Genomic DNA, 21,387 nt, shown 5'->3' with positions numbered 1-21,387 from the left:
CAAAACGCCGGCGATTGCCGGCGTTTTGCTTCAAACTATTTTAAAACTATTTCAAGCTACATCGCACTATATTTTGGAGAACCAAAATCAATCAGCTTGCTTGCGTAAAAAAGCCGGAATATCGTAAGTTTCCATACCATTTTTTTCCAAAGCACGGACCTGATCAGAAGCAGATTCACGTCGCCATACTGCTGGTTTACTCAGGCTTTCGAATCCGGCAGAGGATGTCATCCCCATATTCGCTGTAGTGCTGGCAGTAGTTGCCATCATCATAGGCTCATTGTGAGTACCAGTACGCAACATAGGCGTTTGCACCAACTGAATATTTTTCTTGCCACGTCCCAAACCTGTCGCGACCACAGTCACACGGATATCATCACCCATGCTGTCGTCATACGCAATCCCTTGAGCTATCGAAGCATCATCCGCAGCAAATGCACGTACCGCTGCCATGACTTCTTTGATCTCTTTACCCTTCAGACTACGACTAGCAGTAACGTTAACCAAGACGCCACGCGCACCAGACAAATCGATACCGTCGAGCAGTGGAGAGGCCACCGCCTGCTCCGCCGCAATGCGGGCGCGATCTACACCAGAAGCGGTTGCAGTTCCCATCATGGCCTTACCCTGCTCGCCCATAATCGTTTTCACATCGTTAAAATCGACGTTGATATGACCTGGTACATTGATGATTTCAGCGATACCCGCAACCGCATTATTGAGAACATTGTCTGCGTGTTGCAGCCACTCTATCATGCTGTCATCTTCGTAAATTTCTTCCAACTTTTCGTTGAGGATGATGATGAGAGAGTCTACGTGCTTGGACAATGCCTCCAAACCTTCGTCTGCGATATCCATGCATTTCTTACCTTCGTAAGAAAATGGTTTGGAAACCACCGCAACGGTCAGGGCGCCTAATTCCTTGGCGATCTGCGCAACGACCGGCGCAGCTCCGGTGCCTGTTCCACCGCCCATACCTGCAGCGATAAAAACCATATGCGAACCTCGCAATGCGTCTTCAATTCGTGCTCGCGACTCTTCCGCTAACTGGCGACCAACTTCAGGTTTCATCCCTGCACCCAAACCGGTCTCACCGATTTGAATAACATTGTGCGCTTTGGATTGCGTCAATGCCTGTGCGTCAGTATTGGCGCAAATGAACTCGACGCCAGAGACACCTTTGTTAATCATGTGCTGTACAGCATTGCCACCGGCACCACCAACACCGACCACCTTGATTACGGTGCCTTGCGTAGCGTTATCGACCATATCGAACTCCATCATGCATCCTCCAAGTAGGCAGTTTTCAGTCGCTAGTCATCACCCAATGTCACGACTAGCGAATGCAAACTGCAGATAACAACATTATAAAATGATTACTACAATTTATGCTTACTTTATACGCGATTTATACGTAGAAATAATCTAAAAATTCCCCAAAAACCACTCTTTCATGCGTTGCCAGACCGCTTTTGCCGAACCCTCTTGTTTGGTCACGATATGCCCGCGCATATACTGCTTCTTTGCTTCCAACAACAACCCCAAAACCGTCGCATAACGAGGGCTGCGCACCACGTCGGCCAACTGACCAGAATAGACCGGCATTCCCAATCTGGTTGGCTTCAAAAATATGTCTTCAGCCATCTCTACCATTCCTGGCATGATGGACGAACCGCCCGTCAAAACGATACCGGAAGAAAGTACATCCTCGTATCCCGACTCGCGTACAACCTGATGCACCAACGCGAATAACTCCTCAACCCTAGGTTCTATTACTGCAGCTAAAGCCTGACGCGACAAGGAGCGCGGACCGCGATCCCCTAAACCCGGGACATCCAGCGTATCAGAAGGATCGGCCAAGACTTGTTTGGCAACCCCAAATCTGATCTTAATTTCTTCAGCCTCTGAAGTCGGCGTACGTAGCGCCATCGCGATATCGTTGGTGATCTGATCACCGGCTATCGGTATCACTGCCGTATGACGAATCGCCCCTTCACTAAATACCGCCACATCGGTAGTGCCGCCGCCGATGTCAATCAGAACCACGCCCAGTTCTTTTTCGTCTTTGGTCAGAACCGCTTCAGCGGACGCCATCGGTTGCAAGATCAAATCAGAAACTTCGAGGCCGCAACGGCGCACGCATTTCACGATATTTTGTACTGCTGAAACCGCACCGGTAACGATATGCACTTTTACTTCAAGACGAATTCCGCTCATGCCTATCGGTTCGCGCACATCATCCTGACTATCCACGATGAATTCTTGCGGCAAGGTATGTAGCAACTGCTGATCGGTAGGAATATTCACCGCTTTAGCTGTTTCTATGACGCGTGAGACATCGGCCGCTGTGACCTCCTTATCTTTAATCGCGACCATGCCGCTAGAATTGAAGCTACGGATATGGCTGCCGGCAATTCCAGTGTAGACATGTCGAATCTTACAGTCGGCCATCAACTCAGCTTCTTCCAGTGCCCGTCGTATCGACTCTACGGTTGCCTCGATGTTGACGACCACGCCCTTCTTGAGTCCCTTGGATTCGTGCTGCCCTAGACCGATTACCTCATGTCGTCCATCAGGCATGACTTCAGCCACCACCGCAACGATTTTTGAAGTGCCAATATCGAGACCGACTATCAGGTTTTTTGCATCTTTTGTCATGTCATTCCACTTACTTAAGTTTGCTTTTCAATCCTAGTGAACTTTTACTCGATTTTAGAGCCAGTCCGTTCGGATACCGCATATCCACACTTTCAATACTATCTCGCAAACTCGTGAGCAACTGCGGATATACCGCCAATAACTGATCCACTCGTTTCTTCAAAATCAACTCGTCCTGCATACGCCCCAACTCGACTTTCATGCCATTGCTCAGCTTTAAACTCCAGGCATAACGATTTGAATATTGCACGGCATCTGGTTCCAGATTGATGACCGCAAACCACTTTTTAAAATCTAAATACCGCGCCAACACTTCTTTCTCGCTACCTTGCGGTCCGACAAATTCGATCAGGTCAGCATCTTCCTCTGCCTCAGCCAAATTTGCAGTGAACACGTCACCTTTTGCTGAGATGAGTCGCCCCTCGTCCCCCCAAGTACCAAGAACCTCGTGCTCTTCGAGTACCACAATAAGTTTATTCGGCCACTCTCTTTGTACACTCGCTTTACGCACCCAGGGCACCATTTCAAAAGCGCTTCTGACCAGATCTAAATTACTGGTGAAAAAATTCCCTTTGATTTTCGGTATCGCGGCATTTCTAACCGTCAAGGCGTTGACATGTCTTAAATTTCCTTTATCTACGCCTTCGATTCGAATTGCTGTCAAAGTAAACATGGGGCGCTGAATGACCCACCAGATCCCGGACATCAAAAATGCGAGCAACAATATACCAACCAAGGCATTTGTCATTGCATTCAATATTTTGACGTCATGCCACATGGCGTTTAACTACTTTCCTTTTTTGTGTCTGGTTTTATCTTCAGACGTGCGGTCTTAAGAATCGCCATGCAGACATCTTCATAACTCATCCCTGCTGCGCGCGCTGCCATAGGCACTAAGGAATGCCCGGTCATACCTGGTGAAGTATTAATTTCAATCAAAAATGGCTTATTATCTGAAGCTCTTAGCAACACGTCGACCCGCGCCCACCCTTCGCAATTGATAGCACGATAAGCCGCAACACACATCTCCTGTATTTCCGCAGTCAATTGCACATCTAACGGTGCCGGGCAAAGATACTTAGTGTCATCTGTAAAATATTTATTTTGATAATCGTAATTACCTTCTGGCGCTACGATTTCAATAATAGGAAGTGCGTATGCGTTCGCCCCCATGCCCAACACGGCAACAGTTAACTCTCGACCCTGAATAAACTCTTCAGCCAATACTTCGTCATCAAACTGTGACGCCAAACTGTAAGCGGCATGCATCTCAGTAGCAACATTGACCTTGGTAATTCCTATGGTAGAGCCTTCATGCGGTGGTTTGATTATTAAAGGCAAACCCAACTCAGCAGCAACCGTTTCCAGATCACTGTCCGGTGTAAGCACCACATAATCTGGTGTGATGAGTTGATGGCTCTGCCAAATTTTCTTGGTGAAAATTTTATCCATCGCTATCGAAGAGGCCATCACACTGCTACCTGTGTACGGAATAGCTAGCTGCTCCAAGACACCTTGCAAGCTACCGTCTTCACCGTAACGGCCATGCAGCGCAATAAAAACACGGTCAAATTTCTCTGACTCCAAATCAGCCAAACTACGCAAGGCAGGATCGAAAGCGTGCGCATCAACGCCTTGACTTTTTAATGCAGACAAGACCCCGTTACCAGACATGATGGAAACTTCCCGTTCGGCAGAGCGTCCGCCAAACAAAACACCAACTTTTCCCAATTTTTCCATTTTCATTTCGCTCATGATTTCTATTCTATTTCGATTTGGCCTGTGCCATTTTTGCTGGCACAGCACTGATCGAACCCGCGCCCATAACTATCAAGACGTCATCGTTTTTTAATACATGCAATAAATTTTCCGGCATATCCAAAATATCCTCAACAAATACTGGTTCGAGCTTTCCCGCCACACGCAAAGCGCGTGATAAAGCCCGACCATCTGCAGCAACAATCGGAGCTTCACCGGCGGCATACACCTCGGCCAACACCACCGCATCGGCAGTGGAAATTACTTTGACGAAGTCTTCAAATAGATCACGGGTACGGGTATATCGATGCGGTTGAAACGCCAGTACCAATCTGCGGCCAGGGTAAGCGCCACGTGCGGCAGCAATAGTGGCTGCCATCTCAACCGGATGGTGTCCATAGTCATCTACAAGTGCAAAACTACCTGCTTGCGGCAAATCGATTTCACCATAGCGGGTAAATCTGCGGCCGACTCCATTAAATTCACTTAATGCCTTTTGAGTTGCGATATCGGCCACTCCCACTTCGCGTGCAATCGCGATCGCCGCACAAGCATTCTGGACATTATGCATACCAGGCTGATTCAGGCTCACTGGCATATCTTCGTAGCCATCTTGAATCACAGTAAATTGCATTTTTCCACCAACCGCTATCGCATCAATCGCCCTTACCTCGGCATCCTCATGGAAGCCATAGGTCACGATAGGTTTAGAAACGAAGGGCATGATCTCTCTGACGTGCACATCATCAAGGCAAAGTATCGCGACGCCATAAAATGGTAGTCTTTGCGTGAACTCAATGAACGCTTGTTTGAGCTTAGAAAAATCGTGCTCATAGGTTTCCATATGATCGGCATCGATATTCGTAATGACTTCTATCACTGGCAATAGATTCAAAAATGAGGCATCTGACTCATCTGCTTCGGCCACGATAAAATCACCACTTCCCAATTTGGCGTTGGCGCCGGCACTATTGAGACGCCCTCCAATCACAAAAGTAGGGTCAAAACCGCCTTCCGCCAAGATGCTCGCGACCAAACTAGTGGTCGTGGTTTTTCCGTGGGTTCCGGCTATCGCAATACCGCTCTTCAGGCGCATCAATTCTGCCAGCATCAAAGCCCTTGGGACGACGGGAATATGTTTTTCTCTGGCAGCAATCACTTCAGGATTGTCGGTTTTGACTGCGGTGGAGGTAACGATTGCATCAGCACCGGCAATATTTTCAGCCGCATGCCCTAACATCACATTGGCACCTAAACTTGCCAATCTTTGTGACGCAGTATTACTGCTTAGGTCGGAACCGGATATAACGTATCCTAGGTTCAACAATACTTCAGCGATACCGCTCATCCCTGAGCCGCCAATACCGACAAAGTGCAAATGTTTGACTTTATGTTTCATACTAAATTTTCCAAAATTTCTGCGATTACCTGATTCGCCTCGCGTTGCCCTAAGGCGTAAGCCGTTTGCGCCATATTCTGGCATTGCGCTCTATTCATCTTCTGTAAAGTTTCCGCCAGAGTCTTTGCATTAAGTTCTGCCTGCGGCAAATAGATAGCTGCTTTTTTTTCCTCCATCCAGAGAGCATTGTCTTTTTGATGCGAGGTACTCGATGCCACAAAAGGGATCAAAATACTTGCGACACCTGCCGCCGTCAATTCCGAAATAGTGATCGCCCCAGCCCGGCAAATTACCAGATCCGCTTCAGCATAGCGTCTAGGCATGTCATCAATAAAATCCAATACTTCAGCTGTTACTTCACAATCTGAGTAGCGTTTTTTCAAAGCCTCGATATGTTGTTTGCCTGATTGATGCGTCACTATTGGACGCATTTCGGCGGGTATCAATGCAAGCGCATCCGGGATACTTTCGTTCAAGACTTTAGCGCCTAAACTACCACCCACCACAAGTATCCGTAATGCCCCTCGACGTTCTGCATAACGCACTTGCGGCGATGGCAACTGACAAATTTCTTTACGAATAGGATTACCGGTCAATACCATTTTTCCATCTGTATTTTGTAAACTCGATGGCAGCCCAAATAACAATTTTTTTGCCACCGGACGTAAGGCTTTGTTTGACAAAAGCAAAGCAGCATCGGCGTTCATCAAGACCACGGGCTTGCCGCGTAAAGCCGCCATTAAACCGCCTGGGACTGTGACGTACCCCCCCATTCCTAGCACTACATCGGGTTTTCGCTTTCCTAAAATACGTACGCAAGCGAAAAAACTTGCTATCAACTTATAGAACCCGCTCAGGCTATGCAGTAAACCTTTTCCACGCACGCCGGTGAAGTCGATATTGTCCATAGGTATCTGATGCTTGGGTACTATTTGGGTTTCCATCCCTTTGCTAGTACCTAGCCAGGTAACATTCCAACCTCGCTCCTGCATGGTCTCCGCAATTGCCAGACCGGGGAAGATATGTCCGCCGGTTCCAGCCGCCATGATGAGCAAATTTTTGCCCTTTTGAGTGGATGGGTTCATACCCGGCCTCCACGCATCAACATGCGATTTTCGTAATCTATTCTCAATAAAATCGCTAAACCCACACAATTAATCAAAACACCCGAACCGCCGTAGCTCATTAATGGCAACGTCAAACCTTTTGTCGGCAGCAAACCAAGGTTTACGCCCATGTTAATAAATGTTTGCACACCTATCCAGATGCCAATACCCTTTGCTGTCAGTCCGGCAAATGTCAAATCAAGAACGATGGCTTGCCGACCTATCTCAAAGGATCGTTTGACTATCCAATAAAACAAAAGAACAACGGTCATGACGCCGACAAAACCCAATTCTTCGCCGATGACGGCCAATAAGAAATCCGTATGCGCTTCTGGCAGGTAATGTAATTTTTCTACGCTTGCACCTAATCCAACTCCAAATAACTCACCGCGCCCAAACGCGATTAGCGAATGCGATAATTGATAGGCCTTACCCAGTGCGTGTTCTTCGACCCATGGGTCTAAATAGGCAAAGATACGCTCGCGCCGGAATGGTGAAAAAATAATCACCATGCTAAAAATACCGACCAAGGTGGCCGCGATACCAGCGAACCAAACGCCATTTATCCCACCCAAAAACAAAATACCCATTGCGATACAAACAATCACTCCGAATGCGCCTAAATCCGGCTCTAACAGCAACAACAATCCCAGCAGTGCGACTGCCGCCATCATAGGAAGGAAGCCTTTGGTCAATTTATGCATAAATTCCTGCTTGCGTACGGTGTAGTCTGCTGCGTACAACACCATAAACAATTTCATTAATTCCGACGGCTGAATGTTGAAGACTTTAAACGACAACCAGCGCTTTGCGCCATTGACGCCCTTACCGAGCCCCGGGATCAAAACGGCAACCAATAAGAGCAAAGTGAGCACGAATAAATAAGGTGCGGCACGCTGCCAATCAGAAATTTTAATTCGAAAAACAAATAGCCCTACGAGCACTGAGACCGCCACAAAGATCGCCTGTCGTATCAAAAAATGAGCATTCTTGTAGTTGGCATACTTCGGTGAATCGGGCAAAGAAATTGAAGCCGAATAAACCATCACCATGCCAAACAACATCAAGATCATGGTGACCCAAATCAAGGCTTGATCGTACTCCATCATTTTTGAGCGCTTCGCCAAGTGCGACGGAGCCACTGGCTCGGCAGCAAATGGCAACCACTTATTAAATGAGAAGAGTAACTGCTTCATTAAGCGATCTCTCCACGATTCAAGGCAAACTCACGAACCGATTCAACAAAAACCTGCGCTCTGTGCGAATAATTACGAAACATATCAAAACTGGCGCAGGCGGGCGAAAGGAGAACGATGTCGCCCTCTTGGGCCAACTCCGCAGCGGCCAGTACTGCCAGCTCTAGAGTGTGGGAATCACATAACTCAAGTTGGCAAGTCTGAAACGTCTGACGCATCTCGTCCGCCGCCTTCCCTATCAAAAAAACAGCTTTTGCGTATTGGATCAAGGGCTCTTTTAATGGAGAAAAATCTTGCCCCTTCCCTTCACCTCCAGCAATTAGAATGATCCGTTTTCCATTGCCATGAGCTTGCGCCCCTAAACCTTTTAATGCGGCAACTGTGGCACCTACATTAGTGCCTTTGCTATCGTCGATAAAATCGATTCCGCCTATAGTGGCGACCAGTTCAACACGATGTGGTTCGCCAGTATATTCTCGCAGGCCATGCAATAGCGGCGCCAAAGGTAAACCTATAGCACGGCATAATGCCAACGCTGCCAAAGCATTTGCTGCATTATGAAGTCCTCTAATTTTCAAGGCGTCGGCCGGCATTAGGCGAGCGATGATGACAGGCGCTTCTTCTATATTTTTCTTTTTACGACGGCTTACGGATTGCTCTTCTTCCGCACTATTTGCCGCGGCCAGCCATATCATGCCGTGTTCGTTGAGCAAGCCTAGGTCGCCATCTATTATTGGTGACGCAACACCAAAGGTAAGTTGTTTATTTTCAGCTTGTGGAGTCGATTTGTGCATCGCCATGACTAAGGCATCATCGCGGTTCAATACTTGAGTGGTTCTGGCTCCGAATATGCGCGCCTTATCAGCGCAATATGATTTCAAATCGCCGTGCCAGTCCAGATGATCTTGACTAATGTTCAATACCGTTGCAGCATCTGCTTGTAGACTATAACTAGTATGCAACTGAAAACTAGATAATTCCAACACCCAGACTTGAGGCAGTGAGTCGGCATCGATTGCTTCACGCAAGACATCAAGCATAGCCGGACTGATATTCCCCGCAAGCTTAACGCTTAAACCAGCACGTTCACACAATAAACCAACCAAGCTAGTCACTGTGGTTTTGCCATTGGTACCGGTAATCGCTATTAGCTTCGGTTGGTATCCGTGCGAGTTCTGCAATGCTGCCAAGGCAAGTGCGAATATTTCAACTTCGCCCCAAAGCGGGATATTGTTTTGCGTCATCTCCGGCAACAAGATTGCCAGCTCATTTAAAGGTGACAAACCAGGACTCACTGCAACTATATCAATATCGGATAACAAGGCGAGAGAAAACTTAGCACCGATGAATTCGATTTCCGAAGACAATTCTGTGAGTATCGCCAATCTATCAGGTGCTGTTCGCGTATCAGCAACACGCAACTTGGCACCGCAGCGCAGCAGCCAACGAGACATAGCAAGTCCCGACTCACCGAGACCTAGAACCAATACGTGCTTACCTGAAAAATCCATACTCACAATGTGCTTCAATTAACGTAGTTTTAAAGAGGACAAACCAACCAACACCAACAACATGGTAATAATCCAGAAACGTACGACAACTTGGGTTTCTTTCCAGCCTTTTTGTTCGAAATGATGGTGCAGAGGTGCCATTAGGAAAAGTCGTTTCCCCGAGCCATAACGTTTCTTTGTAAATTTAAAATAAGTTACCTGCAAAATCACCGAAACAGTTTCGGCAACAAAAATCCCCCCCATAATGAAGAGAACGATTTCCTGGCGGACGATGACGGCAACCGTACCTAGCGCGCCGCCTAAAGCCAGTGCACCTACGTCCCCCATAAATACTTGCGCTGGATGTGCGTTAAACCAAAGAAACGCTAAACCCGCACCAGCCATCGCGCCGCAAAAAATCAATAATTCACCAGCGCCTGGAATATGCGGTATCAGTAAATATTTTGAATACCCAAGATGCCCAGCCAGATAGGCGAATAGGCCTAATGCGGAACCAACCATGATAGTCGGCATGATCGCCAAGCCATCGAGTCCATCGGTAAAATTTACGGCATTACTAGTCCCAACAATGACGCAATAAGTGAGACCAATAAACCCCCAAACACCTAAAGGGTAACTAAACGTTTTAAAAAACGGAACGATCAAATCCGCTTTAGGCGGGAGATCCATACTGAAACCCGATTGCACCCACGCCACAAACAATTCCCACACCTTAGTGTTGGTCGGAGCGGAAACGGAAAATGCCAGATACACGGCGGCGACAATACCAATAAGAGATTGCCAAAGGTACTTCTCTCTCGAACGCATACCATTTGGATCTTGGTAAACCACCTTACGATAGTCATCCACCCAACCAACAGCACCGAAGCCAAGTGTGACGATTAACACTACCCAAATAAAACGATTACTCAGATCTGCCCACAACAGTGTCGAGACGCCGATAGAAATCAATACCAATACACCACCCATAGTTGGTGTACCAGATTTTATTAAATGCGTTTTCGGTCCATCAGTGCGAACCGCCTGCCCAACCTTCAATCGCGTCAGCATTCTTATCACAGCCGGGCCCGCAAACAGACCGATAGAGATAGCGGTCATAGTGGCAAAGACGGCACGAAAGGTAATAAAGCCAAAAACCCGCAAGAGGCCGAGATCTTGTTTGAAAAATTGTACTAACCACAGCAACATGTCAGTGATTCCCTAGAGTTTTTTGTTGAGTAAGATGAGCTACTACACGTTCCATTTTCATAAAACGTGAGCCTTTTACCAGCACGGTGCTGGTCGACGAAATACTTGAATCAAGTGCCGACAATAGATCGTCGATAGCGTCAAAATGTCTGGCCGCGTTACCAAAGGCAGATGCGGAATGCTGTGCCAGCGCGCCCATCGTCAGCATGTGCTGGATACCGCGCGCGCGCGCATAAGCGCCGATTTCCTCATGAAAGACTATCCCTTCATCCCCTACTTCGCCCATATCACCCAAGATCAGCAGAGCCGATCCGCCGATTTGCGCTAATACGTCAATCGCAGCGCGGACCGAATCAGGATTCGCATTATAAGTATCGTCAATGATATTTGCGCCGTTACTGGCTTGCTTACGTTGCAAACGCCCATTAACCGGTTGAAATGCGTCCAGACCACAAGCGATAATATCGTTTGGCACACCGATACTGTGACAACAAGCGGCCGCAGCCAAAGCATTCAAAACATTATGACTACCTGCGGCGGACAGATTTACCGAAAATTCGCCATCACCAATGCTAATTTTTATTGTGCTACCAAACGCATGCGGCTGATAATTGCCCCGCACATCAGCATTTTCAGACATACCAAAAGTGAGTACTTTACGATGGGGCGACTCAGCTGCATAAGAGCGCCATAAAGAAGTATAGGGGTCATCGGCTGGGAACACGGCAACTCCATCGATCGGCAAAGCACGCAATACACTACCGTTTTCTTCAGCCACTGCATCAACGCTTTGCATGAACTCCTGGTGTTCACGCTGCGCGTTATTCACCAACCCTACTGTCGGCATTGCGATCGATGTGAGTAATGCGATTTCACCGGGATGATTCATTCCCAGTTCTATGACAGCACAACGATGTTGTACCTGCAATCTAAGTACGGTAAGCGGCACCCCGATCTCATTATTGAGATTGCCGGTTGTCGCCAGATAGTGCTCAGCGCCAGCATAGACCTGAAAGATTGATGCGATCATTTCCTTGACAGTAGTCTTGCCGTTGCTACCGGTAACGCCTATCACAGGAATTTCAAACTGGCGACGCCAGTAACGCGCTATCTCCATCAATGCAACGTGGGCATCAGGTACGATCAAAGCGGGTAATTTATAACCGTCAGGAACATGCTCAGCGACCACTGCGACCGCAGTTGAAGCCGAAACTGACTCTAAAAAATCATGGGCGTCAAACTGCTCACCACGAAGCGCGAGAAAAAGATTACCTTGATGGATGCAGCGACTATCTGTCGCCAATCCTGTCACTTGCACGTCAACTGTTGCGTTCGATAACTGAGCCGATGTCATGGCAGCTTGCAACTCGATTAAAGATGCGCGCATCAAACACCTCGCTTCATATTAGCGCTTGTCGCAACTGTGGCAAGCGCGAGCGAAGCATGCGCTTCGTCTGAAAATGGCCATTTTTTGCCATTGATGTCTTGATAGGTTTCATGCCCTTTTCCAGCCAACAAAACCACGTCGTTATTGGCAGCATGTCGTATTGAATACAAAATGGCGTTCGCTCTATCTTCGATCACATGAGGAGTACAGCTCATGCCCTTGAGTATGTCTTGTATGATCAGTGCAGGATTCTCTGTTCTTGGATTATCACTAGTCACAACTACGTGTTGTGCCAACTCTGCGAATTTACCCATTTGTGGACGCTTACCCGGGTCGCGATCGCCGCCACATCCAAATACGCACCACAACTCCCCCTGGCGTTCTTGAGCCACCTGCTGCAGTGTGACTAGCGTTTTCTCCAAGGCGTCCGGGGTATGAGCGTAATCGATCACCACCATCACATGACCTGAAGTACCCAATTGTTGCATGCGACCAGGAACAGATTCCAGCTTCTCAATCGCGCTCACTGCCTTATTCCAGGCAACGCCGTTCGCCAATAAGACGCTTAGCACACCAAGTACATTACTGACATTGAAACGACCTATCATATGTGTCTTGACAATACCACTACCGTAAGGCGAATCAACGTGAAAACTCGTGCCAGTATTCTGAGTCCGTAGATTACTGGCAAATACCAACGTAGTACCAGGGTGCTCTTTATACTCCAGGCTATATGCCAACAACGAAGGTTGCGGGGATTCAGAGGCGGCGGCTTTCCGCTTCATTTTTTCCAACAATTGCAGACCGTAGTCATCATCCAAATTGACAATTGCTGTTTTCAACTTCGGCCAATCAAACAAGATCTGTTTGGCAGCAGCATAAGCATCCATATCGCCATGATAATCAAGATGATCGCGGCTTAAGTTAGTAAATAAAGCCACGTCGACATGCATGCCACTCATACGCCCCTGATGCAATCCTATTGACGAGGCCTCAATTGCCAATGCAGCGGCGCCAGCGCTGCTTAACTCGGCAAGACGACGTTGCAGTTGAATTGCGTCTGGCGTGGTAAATCCAGTTTCCTCTAAATGTTCCAAACTACCATCTCGGTAATTCCCTACGCCCAAGGTCCCAATGACGGCACACGGCGCGTAGGTCTGGGACAGGGCTTTGGCTATCCATTGCGAACAAGAAGTTTTGCCATTGGTACCAGTCACTGCGACGGTTAGCAGCTCTTTATCAGGCTGGTTATACCAAGTGTTTGCGATAATACCCAAATGCGATTGTAGATCTGTAAAGGCGCTATGCGGAACGGCCAATTTCGAATCCCAGTCATAGCCATCCGGATCAAAAACAATCGCCGCCGCGCCGTTATTGATCGCGCTTTGAATATGCCTACGTCCGTCGCCCACACTGCCTGCGATAGGAAACGCGAAAAACACGTCACCAGCTTTAATGGCCCGCGAATCGGAACTTAGCTGTGCGTTTGGCGCATAACTTTTAAGCCAGTCTATTAATTCTTGCATATTATTTTTGATGTTGTTCACGTCTGACATCACATACTCTCCTGCACACTGGTGTCAGGAATAAGATTGGTCACGGAAGTATCAGGTGCGACGTTTAATGAACGCAAAACGTTAGCAGTAATCGCAGAAAATACTGGCCCAGCCACTGTGCCGCCATAATAACCACCGCTACTAGGCTCATCGATCATTACCGCAACAATCACGCGTGGATTCGAAGCTGGGGCAAAGCCGACGAAATCGCCCACATACTTATTCACATAGCGGCCATGCTCCAATTTATGCGCAGTACCGGTCTTGCCCCCTACTCGATATCCAGCAATCCTAGCCTGAGTACCCGTCCCCCCCGGCTCCGTCGCAGCTTCCAACATCAAACGCATTTGTTGCGCGGTTTTTTCTGAAATCACCCGGTGCCCAGCGGGCATTTCTGCTGATTTTTGAAAGGTAAGCGGTATGGTGTCGCCATTCCGGGCAAAAATCATATAGGCACGCGCGATTTGTATCAGCGAAACAGAAATACCATGCCCGTAACTCATGGTCGCTTGTTCGATAGGACGCCAGGTTTTAAAGTTACGCAAACGTCCGGCAACAGCACCGGGAAAACCAAATTTCGGTTGCTGCCCAAAGCCCAAGGTCGTAAACATTTCCCACATTTCTTGTGGAGGCATCTGCAAGGCCATTTTAACCGTGCCGATATTCGAAGATTTTTGTATAACTTGCGCTACCGTCAGAGCGCCCTGTTTATGTGCGTCATGGATAGTTGCCGTGCCTATCGTCATACTACCTGGCGCCGTTTGTATTACGGTGTCAGGTGTCACCCGCCCAGTTTCCAAAGCGAGCGCAACTGTAAATGGCTTCATGGTAGAACCGGGCTCGAACGTATCGGTCATGACACGGTTACGCAACTGCGCACCGGTCAATACGGATCGTTCGTTCGGGTTAAAACTAGGTAAGTTAACCAGTGCTAGCACTTCCCCCGTCCTTACATCCAACACCACAGCGCCACCGGCTTTCGCCTTGTGTTTTTCCAGCGCTTCCTTCAGGTGGGTGTAGGCAATATATTGAATCTTGCTATCGATAGACAAAGTCAATTCTTTGCCATCATGCGGCTCACGTATCGACTCTATGTCCTCAACTATACGACCCAAACGATCTTTGATAACCCGACGGCTACCGGTTTTTCCAGCCAGGTTATTTTGCGACGCCAGTTCAATGCCTTCCTGCCCTATATCTTCTACATTAGTAAAGCCAACCACATGCGCCATCACCTCACCCTCAGGATAAAAGCGTTTATATTCTTTCCGAGTTTCGATTCCACCAATTCCAAGCGCTAGCACTTTGTCCGCCACATCTTGCTCAACTTGACGGCGCAGATACACAAACTGCCTATCCGAATCAAGTTTTTTGCGAAGTTCAGCCTCGCTCATTTCCAACAAGCCGGCCAGTTCACGCAATTTCTCTTTCGACGCATCCAAAACATCATCCGGAATAGCCCAGATCGCTTTCACCGGAACTGATGAGGCCAGAACTTCACCGTTTCTATCGGTAATCTTGCCTCGGGTGGCAGGCAACTCCAAGGTCCGCGTGTACCTCGACGCACCTTGCTTTTGCAAGAACTCTGTGGTCATCCCTTGCAACCATAAAGCTCTCACCAACAAAGCAAAAAATGCGACGAACAAAAAAAACAAGACCAGCTTAGAACGCCACACCGGTAGCTTCACCGCAAGGACAGGGCTAGATGAAAACGAGACTCCTTTAGCGGAACGGCTCATTTTGCGTCTGCGGCTGTAAGATATTGCGTGCGCTCCGGCGTTACCGCCACCATATTTAGCTCCTTGGTGGCAACTGATTCAATTCTTGCATGCTTACCATAGGTGGATTGATCCAACTTCAACTGCGTCCATTGCAGTTCAAATAGCTTACTTACAGTCTGCGCACGCTCTAGCTCAATAAACAAGCGGCGTGCCTGGTATTGTGAGTTCACCATAGACAAGGCACAAGCAATCAAAGCGATTGCAAAAAAAACATTTAAGCGCCCGCTCAAGATACAGCCCCCGGTAAATGCTCTGCGACTCGCATGATGGCCGAACGTGCTCTAGGATTCCCGGCAATCTCTAGCTCCGACGGCTTGATCTTTGCGATCAATTTCATTTGCGCCTTAGGTAAATCCACGGTGCGTATAGGTAAACGCCGGTCCGGCTGCAAGACATTGACCTTGGAAGCAAAAAATTGTTTGACGATTCTATCTTCCAATGAGTGGAAACTAATCACTGTCATACGTCCAAATGGCGCCAGACATGCGTAAGCAGCAGCCAGGCCTATTTCGAGATCTTCCAATTCCTTATTGATGAAAATCCGTATAGCCTGAAAGGTGCGAGTTGCCGGGTCCTTGCCCTTCTCGCGAGTTTTGACGGCGTGTGCGACAATCTCGGCGAGCTGTCGAGTACTTGAAATGGGCTCGATCTGCCTGCGAGCAACAATCGCCTTTGCAATCTGAAAAGCAAACCGTTCTTCCCCATAATTTTTTATTACCTCTCTAATTATCTGCTCATCTTCTGTTGCCAACCACTCCGCGGCAGAAATTCCACGGGTGGTATCCATACGCATATCCAGGGGGCCATCAGCTCTAAAACTAAAACCACGCCCAGCCTCATCTACCTGCGGTGAAGAAATACCCAAGTCCATCAAAATACCGTCAACTTGAGTAATTCCACGAGAGCTCAGTTCAGAGTTCATCTCAGCAAAACTGTCATGAACAATCTCGAAGCGAGAGTCATTGATCTGCTGCGCGTTAGCAATCGCCTGCAAATCTTTATCGAAAGCGATTAAGCGACCTGACGAACTGAGATTTTCTAATATTCGACGACTATGGCCGCCGCGTCCAAAAGTACCGTCGACATATATACCGCCAGCACGCTCGCCAGCAAGCGCGAGAGCGTCAACCGCTTCAGCCAACAACACCGTTTGATGGATATATTCGTCTGATTGTTTGACTATCATCATTCTCAATCAGAAAGAAAAATTACTTAAAGTTTCGGGCATGCCACCAGCCAAAGCTTGCGCTTCATTCTCTGCCAATTTTGCGGCATCCCATATTTCAAAATGCGTACCCATGCCGAGCAACATGACATCGCGATCCATGCCGACCGCATGACGCAACTCAGGCGCGATCAGGATGCGACCAGCACCATCCATATCGACATCTGAGGCGTTGCCCAGAAAAATCCTTTGCCAGGCTCGGGCATTCATAGGCCACGCAGCGATTTGCTCGCGGTGCGACTCCCACACCGGGCGTGGAAACAGCAAGATGCATCCGTGCGGATGACGTGTAAGCGTAATACGCCCTTCGCATTGCAAAACAAGCGCGTCCCTATGCCGGGCAGGAATGGACATTCTGCCTTTTGCATCGAGATTGAGTGCTGCCGCCCCTTGAAACACGATATCGCCTTTTTTCTAAATTTACCCCGATTATTTCTAGGGTCAGGATTTAATTTACACCACAAATATACACTTTTTCACACTATCACCCACTTTAGAGGATGACTTGCGCTCGGTCAAGTGAATTCATGTGAGTAAATGTGAAATTACTGAATAAAGTCAATGACTTAGCGTATTTACTTAAATCAACAGAAAAAGAGAATATCCCAATAAATTAGGGACTTACGATAAGGTGTGAAAGTGCCACATCACATATACCCATGTGTTTATTGGCAAAGGTGACTACGGGGAGATGTGCCTTAGAAAGACACTTTAGGAAAGAGAACTACTCATTTGCCGGCTAAGCAACTGCAAGAATTCATGCTCAGGAACTGCTTTACTGAAGTAAAAACCCTGATATTCATCACAACAAGAATCGACCAGTGTTTGTAGCTGTATGGGGGTTTCTACACCTTCGGCGATCACCTTCAAACCCAAAGTATGAGCCATAGCAACAATCGCGAGTACGATAGCCGTGTCATTCGGATCCTCAGGAATGTCTTTAATGAAGGATCGATCAACCTTGACGCTGTCGACCGGGAAGCGCTTCAAATAGGCAAGGGAGGAATAACCGGTGCCAAAATCGTCGATGGAAAGGGTAAATCCGGCTTTTTTCAAGCCATCCATGAGTACGATCGCTTGGTCACGATTATGCATGACCATACTTTCGGTAATTTCGAACTCTATACAACCGCTGTCAACTCGCCAAAAATCGACCACACTTTGTACGTCTTCCAACAAGCGCTGGTCGTTAAACTGGGCGCCGGAGAGATTAATGGCGACTCTGCCAAAATTTTTATCGACGGCTCTGAAAGCAAGAATATCACGGCACGCGATATCCAAAACCAGCATCCCCATACGCCCAACTAGTCCAGCCTCCTCCGCCAGCGCAATGAACTCTCCCGGCAATAAAATTCCTCGCTCTGGATGATTCCAGCGCACTAAGGCCTCAGCACCGACGATCTGCCCGCTTGCTACCGACACTTTAGGCTGATAGTAGACGACAAACTCGCGTCGCTCTAAAGCCCGTCTTAATCTCGCCTCAAAAGCCAAACGCTCTATCGTATGCACATTCATTTCTGATGCATAAAACTGATAATTGTCTTTCCCTTTGTTTTTGGCCCTATACATGGCGATATCAGCGTTTTTCATGAGAGTTTGCGCATCACCACCGTCATCAGGATAAGTGGCAATTCCTATACTCGCACTTAGCTGACATTCTTGCCCATGAATCTCAAAAGGCAACGCTGCTGCCACCAAAAGCTTGTCCGCAATATCCCCCAGGTCTCTAGGCTCGGTATATTGATCGACCAACAAAATGAACTCGTCGCCTCCAACCCTCGCAATCGTGTCTGAGACTCGCAGGCATTGTTTAAAGCGCTGCGCGACACTTCTCAAGACCGCGTCACCTTCATTGTGACCAAAGGTATCATTGATATTTTTAAACCTATCCAGATCAAGAAATAGCACGGCCAATTTAGTCCGACTTCTATCGGCGTACGCGAGTGATTTACTTAAATGCTGGTTGTATAAGAAGCGGTTAGGCAAACCGGTCAACTCATCATAATGTGCCAACTTCAAGACTTTTTCTTCTGATCGTTTTCCTTCGATCGCGATACTCGCAATATCCGTTGTAATACTAATAAACCCGAGATCATCAGTACTCAAAGGAACGCTAGACTCAATAAACAAAGTAAACGTTCCTTGCAATTGACCATTTTTCCCCATGATGGGCCATGATCCGCAAGCAGAAAAATTTTTCAGATCTTCCAGTTGATTGACGAATTGCATTGAGGGCGAGTTCTGAATATTACTAATCCAGATTGGCACAGCGCTTAGCACAGCTTCACTCCATACGCCATTCCCGTAACTGACAGGCATATCGATCAATTGCTGAGACAAGGCTGGCGGAAACTGATGTCCGATTGCCTGTTTAAAACAACGTTGATTCTCATCCAGAAGTTGTATGCCGCAACGCCAATGCGGCATCATTTTTTCGACGAAATGGCAGGTCTCCTCCAAAATCAATGACAGGTTTTCACTGCCGCCTATCAACTGCAATAATTGATTTTGTCCTTCCAGCAGATGCTCTACGTATTTGGTCGCGTTCACATCCCGCATCACGCAAAAAACCAATACCTCACGACCAATTTCGACCTGAGTCAAGCTCACATCGCTGTACTGCAATATTCCCTTGCGCTTAACTATCCATTCAAATCTTTGTGGCTCGCCATTAAACGTTGCGTCAATATACTGCTTAATCAGCTCAGTCTTTTTTAAGTGTGTTTGCAGGCTACCGGGCTGATTTTCTGGCGAATAATTTCCGACTTCAGTTCCTAGCAAATCTTCGGCATCCTGCAAGCCAAGCAGGTTCAAAGCGCCGTTATTACAGTCCACGTACACATAGTCGCGATTGATCAACATAATCGCGTCCTGCGCATCTAAAAACAATAAACGATAACGACTTTCGCTGTCGGCCAGCTTGGCGCGAGAGCTGCGTAAGTGCTTAATTTTCTTGAGCAACAAGAAAGCTAAAGCGACGATAAATAAGATTGTCAGTGCTGCAAAAAATAGCTTTTGCTTCGCCCTTTGTAGCCACTCGGCCAAAATATCCTCGACATTCCGACCGTATACCAAAGTCAGGGGAAAGTCAGACATTTTCCTATAGGTATAAATGAGACTGCTGTTGCCACCGATTAAGGGGGCATCAGTCACCGCAGCTTCGACAGAATCCGACTTAATCCCCGCGACCAGAGCGGACCAAGTGATATTTACATTATCATAACGCTCGTCATAAGGCGCGCGCAGATACAAGGCGCCCTCTTTACTGTGCAAAGAAATAACCGCGGCACCATCTCGGGCAACACGCTCATAGAAATCTTTAAAATAATTGAGATTGATATCGGTCTGGATTAAACCCAGATGCACGCCTTGCGCGTTGAAGATATTTTTTGCCACCGGCAATACCCAACGTTTGCTACGCTGAAATTGCACAGGCCTGCCGACCACAACATTTCTATCATTTGGATGTTCTAGCAAATACAGCACATGTTGCTGTAAGTTCAGATCAATTGGTTCGGCTGGAAATTGAAAAGAACTCGCCCAGAGTATGCCTTGAGGATTAACAATCGCAATGGATTGCAAAAATTGCGAATCTTGCCGTTGACCAATCAAAATTTGGCGTATCAAGGTCTCATCATGCAGCACAGCCTCGCCCTCCCCCTGAATCTCGTCAGCGGCGGCACCTATGGCGCGTGCAGCATCATGCAGAATACGATTGGCATGCTCTTCCAAAATACGAACGGCCAAAAAACTATTCTCCTGCGCAGAAGACAGTGTCGTTTTTTTATCCTGAACAATAGACCACCACGTTTGCCCCGTGATCACGAGGACGATCAAGACAGTGCAAAATGCGAAACCTATGGAAGACATATCCCAAGGCTCCCGAATACGGAACCCCTTCTTCATGCAATACCTTGATATGCATGGAAACCATGTGCGCGCCCTTTGCTCAGCAAAGACATGCTCTCATCACCGGTTGTGAATAAAAACCAAAGAATTTGAATGTACACATGTTTGAGAATTATTAATCCGGACGGGAAAATATGAGACTCAGTGTAACATTGGAGAAAGCAAAATTTCGCAAGCAAAAAAAGAATAATGCCAATGAGATACGAAAAAATTGAGTAAAAATGCTTCAAAGCATTTTATTGTGGTGATTTTATGCGCTAGCCATTTGCATAAAAAGTGAAGCAGGCCGGTAGGCCGGATTCTGTTACGGCACTTTGCATTGCTGCTTCATGCTATGACAATCATTCCTCTAGGCCTGGGATTACTCCCAGGCTCAAGCTTTCTACCCGCACGCTCCGCGAGCCGCCTCAACGCGTGCCTATTTGAAATTGCTCCGGGTGGAGGTTACCGCGTTTCACCGTAACTAAATACGCTCGTCTCTGTGGCCCTATTCCTCGTCTTATACGCTCACTTGCGTTTGCGCTTTCAACGTACGGCCGTTAGCCGTCACCCTGCTCTATGGAGTCCGGACCTTCCTCCCGCCGCCATGCAAAACATGGCGACCAGCGATTGTCTGGCCTGCTTCGGGCGCTATTGTAACAGCATGACGACTAGCCTGCTGAGTAATCCCGCGCTGTTGCCAGTGTGATTACCACTAGAGCCGAAGAATTCGC

Annotated in this window: 16 protein-coding genes and 1 other RNA gene; all 17 read right to left on the bottom strand. The window is 47.7% G+C overall.

Annotated features, from left to right (window positions below):
* Positions 1-87: 87 nt before the first annotated feature.
* Positions 88-1,281, bottom strand: a complete 1,194-nt coding sequence (ftsZ, locus tag ACO0K8_RS15755) for a cell division protein FtsZ (protein WP_126129910.1) — start codon at positions 1,279-1,281, stop codon at positions 88-90.
* 144 nt (positions 1,282-1,425) lie between these two features.
* A complete protein-coding gene (gene ftsA / locus ACO0K8_RS15750) occupies positions 1,426-2,658 on the bottom strand; it encodes a cell division protein FtsA (RefSeq protein WP_422947607.1) in 1,233 nt (410 codons plus the stop codon).
* Between the two features lie 10 nt (positions 2,659-2,668).
* On the bottom strand, positions 2,669-3,436 hold the full coding sequence (locus tag ACO0K8_RS15745) for a cell division protein FtsQ/DivIB (RefSeq protein WP_422947606.1): 768 nt from the start codon (positions 3,434-3,436) through the stop codon (positions 2,669-2,671).
* A 5-nt stretch (positions 3,437-3,441) separates the two neighbouring features.
* Positions 3,442-4,413 (bottom strand): D-alanine--D-alanine ligase, encoded by a 972-nt coding sequence (locus tag ACO0K8_RS15740; protein WP_422947605.1) that lies wholly within the window; start codon positions 4,411-4,413, stop codon positions 3,442-3,444.
* A 10-nt stretch (positions 4,414-4,423) separates the two neighbouring features.
* Positions 4,424-5,815 carry a UDP-N-acetylmuramate--L-alanine ligase gene (murC, locus tag ACO0K8_RS15735; RefSeq protein ID WP_422947604.1) on the bottom strand — a complete coding sequence of 464 codons (1,392 nt, stop codon included), beginning with the start codon at positions 5,813-5,815 and terminating at the stop codon, positions 4,424-4,426.
* The gene (gene murG / locus ACO0K8_RS15730; protein ID WP_422947603.1) at positions 5,812-6,900 is read right to left on the bottom strand and encodes an undecaprenyldiphospho-muramoylpentapeptide beta-N-acetylglucosaminyltransferase; all 1,089 of its coding nucleotides are present in this window, start codon (positions 6,898-6,900) and stop codon (positions 5,812-5,814) included. The genes murC and murG overlap by 4 nt, the downstream gene beginning before the upstream one ends.
* The gene (ftsW, locus tag ACO0K8_RS15725; protein WP_422947602.1) at positions 6,897-8,117 is read right to left on the bottom strand and encodes a putative lipid II flippase FtsW; all 1,221 of its coding nucleotides are present in this window, start codon (positions 8,115-8,117) and stop codon (positions 6,897-6,899) included. The genes murG and ftsW overlap by 4 nt, the downstream gene beginning before the upstream one ends.
* Complete coding sequence (murD, locus tag ACO0K8_RS15720) at positions 8,117-9,628, bottom strand: UDP-N-acetylmuramoyl-L-alanine--D-glutamate ligase (protein WP_422947762.1); 1,512 nt, start codon at positions 9,626-9,628, stop codon at positions 8,117-8,119. Before murD ends, ftsW begins: the two co-directional genes overlap by 1 nt.
* A gap of 18 nt (positions 9,629-9,646) precedes the next feature.
* Positions 9,647-10,816 (bottom strand): phospho-N-acetylmuramoyl-pentapeptide-transferase, encoded by a 1,170-nt coding sequence (gene mraY, locus ACO0K8_RS15715; RefSeq protein ID WP_422947601.1) that lies wholly within the window; start codon positions 10,814-10,816, stop codon positions 9,647-9,649.
* A gap of 1 nt (position 10,817) precedes the next feature.
* Positions 10,818-12,203: a UDP-N-acetylmuramoyl-tripeptide--D-alanyl-D-alanine ligase gene (locus tag ACO0K8_RS15710; RefSeq protein WP_422947600.1), complete on the bottom strand. Its 1,386-nt coding sequence runs from the start codon at positions 12,201-12,203 to the stop codon at positions 10,818-10,820.
* Positions 12,203-13,759: a UDP-N-acetylmuramoyl-L-alanyl-D-glutamate--2,6-diaminopimelate ligase gene (locus ACO0K8_RS15705; RefSeq protein WP_422947599.1), complete on the bottom strand. Its 1,557-nt coding sequence runs from the start codon at positions 13,757-13,759 to the stop codon at positions 12,203-12,205. The genes ACO0K8_RS15710 and ACO0K8_RS15705 overlap by 1 nt, the downstream gene beginning before the upstream one ends.
* Complete coding sequence (locus tag ACO0K8_RS15700; RefSeq protein ID WP_422947598.1) at positions 13,759-15,498, bottom strand: peptidoglycan D,D-transpeptidase FtsI family protein; 1,740 nt, start codon at positions 15,496-15,498, stop codon at positions 13,759-13,761. The genes ACO0K8_RS15705 and ACO0K8_RS15700 overlap by 1 nt, the downstream gene beginning before the upstream one ends.
* Positions 15,495-15,713 (bottom strand): cell division protein FtsL, encoded by a 219-nt coding sequence (gene ftsL, locus ACO0K8_RS15695; protein ID WP_422947597.1) that lies wholly within the window; start codon positions 15,711-15,713, stop codon positions 15,495-15,497. The genes ACO0K8_RS15700 and ftsL overlap by 4 nt, the downstream gene beginning before the upstream one ends.
* A 53-nt stretch (positions 15,714-15,766) precedes the next feature.
* The gene (rsmH, locus tag ACO0K8_RS15690; protein WP_422947596.1) at positions 15,767-16,726 is read right to left on the bottom strand and encodes a 16S rRNA (cytosine(1402)-N(4))-methyltransferase RsmH; all 960 of its coding nucleotides are present in this window, start codon (positions 16,724-16,726) and stop codon (positions 15,767-15,769) included.
* A gap of 9 nt (positions 16,727-16,735) precedes the next feature.
* On the bottom strand, positions 16,736-17,164 hold the full coding sequence (gene mraZ, locus ACO0K8_RS15685; RefSeq protein WP_422947595.1) for a division/cell wall cluster transcriptional repressor MraZ: 429 nt from the start codon (positions 17,162-17,164) through the stop codon (positions 16,736-16,738).
* 312 nt (positions 17,165-17,476) lie between these two features.
* A complete protein-coding gene (locus tag ACO0K8_RS15680) occupies positions 17,477-20,671 on the bottom strand; it encodes an EAL domain-containing protein (protein WP_422947594.1) in 3,195 nt (1,064 codons plus the stop codon).
* Positions 20,672-20,948: 277 nt separating this feature from the next.
* Positions 20,949-21,299, bottom strand: an RNA gene (rnpB, locus tag ACO0K8_RS15675) — RNase P RNA component class A.
* Positions 21,300-21,387: the final 88 nt, after the last annotated feature.

This window comes from Undibacterium sp. Ren11W, assembly GCF_049340485.1.
GTDB lineage: Bacteria > Pseudomonadota > Gammaproteobacteria > Burkholderiales > Burkholderiaceae_D > Undibacterium.
The sequence above is the reverse complement of the archived record's forward strand: the minus strand, read 5'-3'. Positions and strand labels throughout refer to the sequence as shown.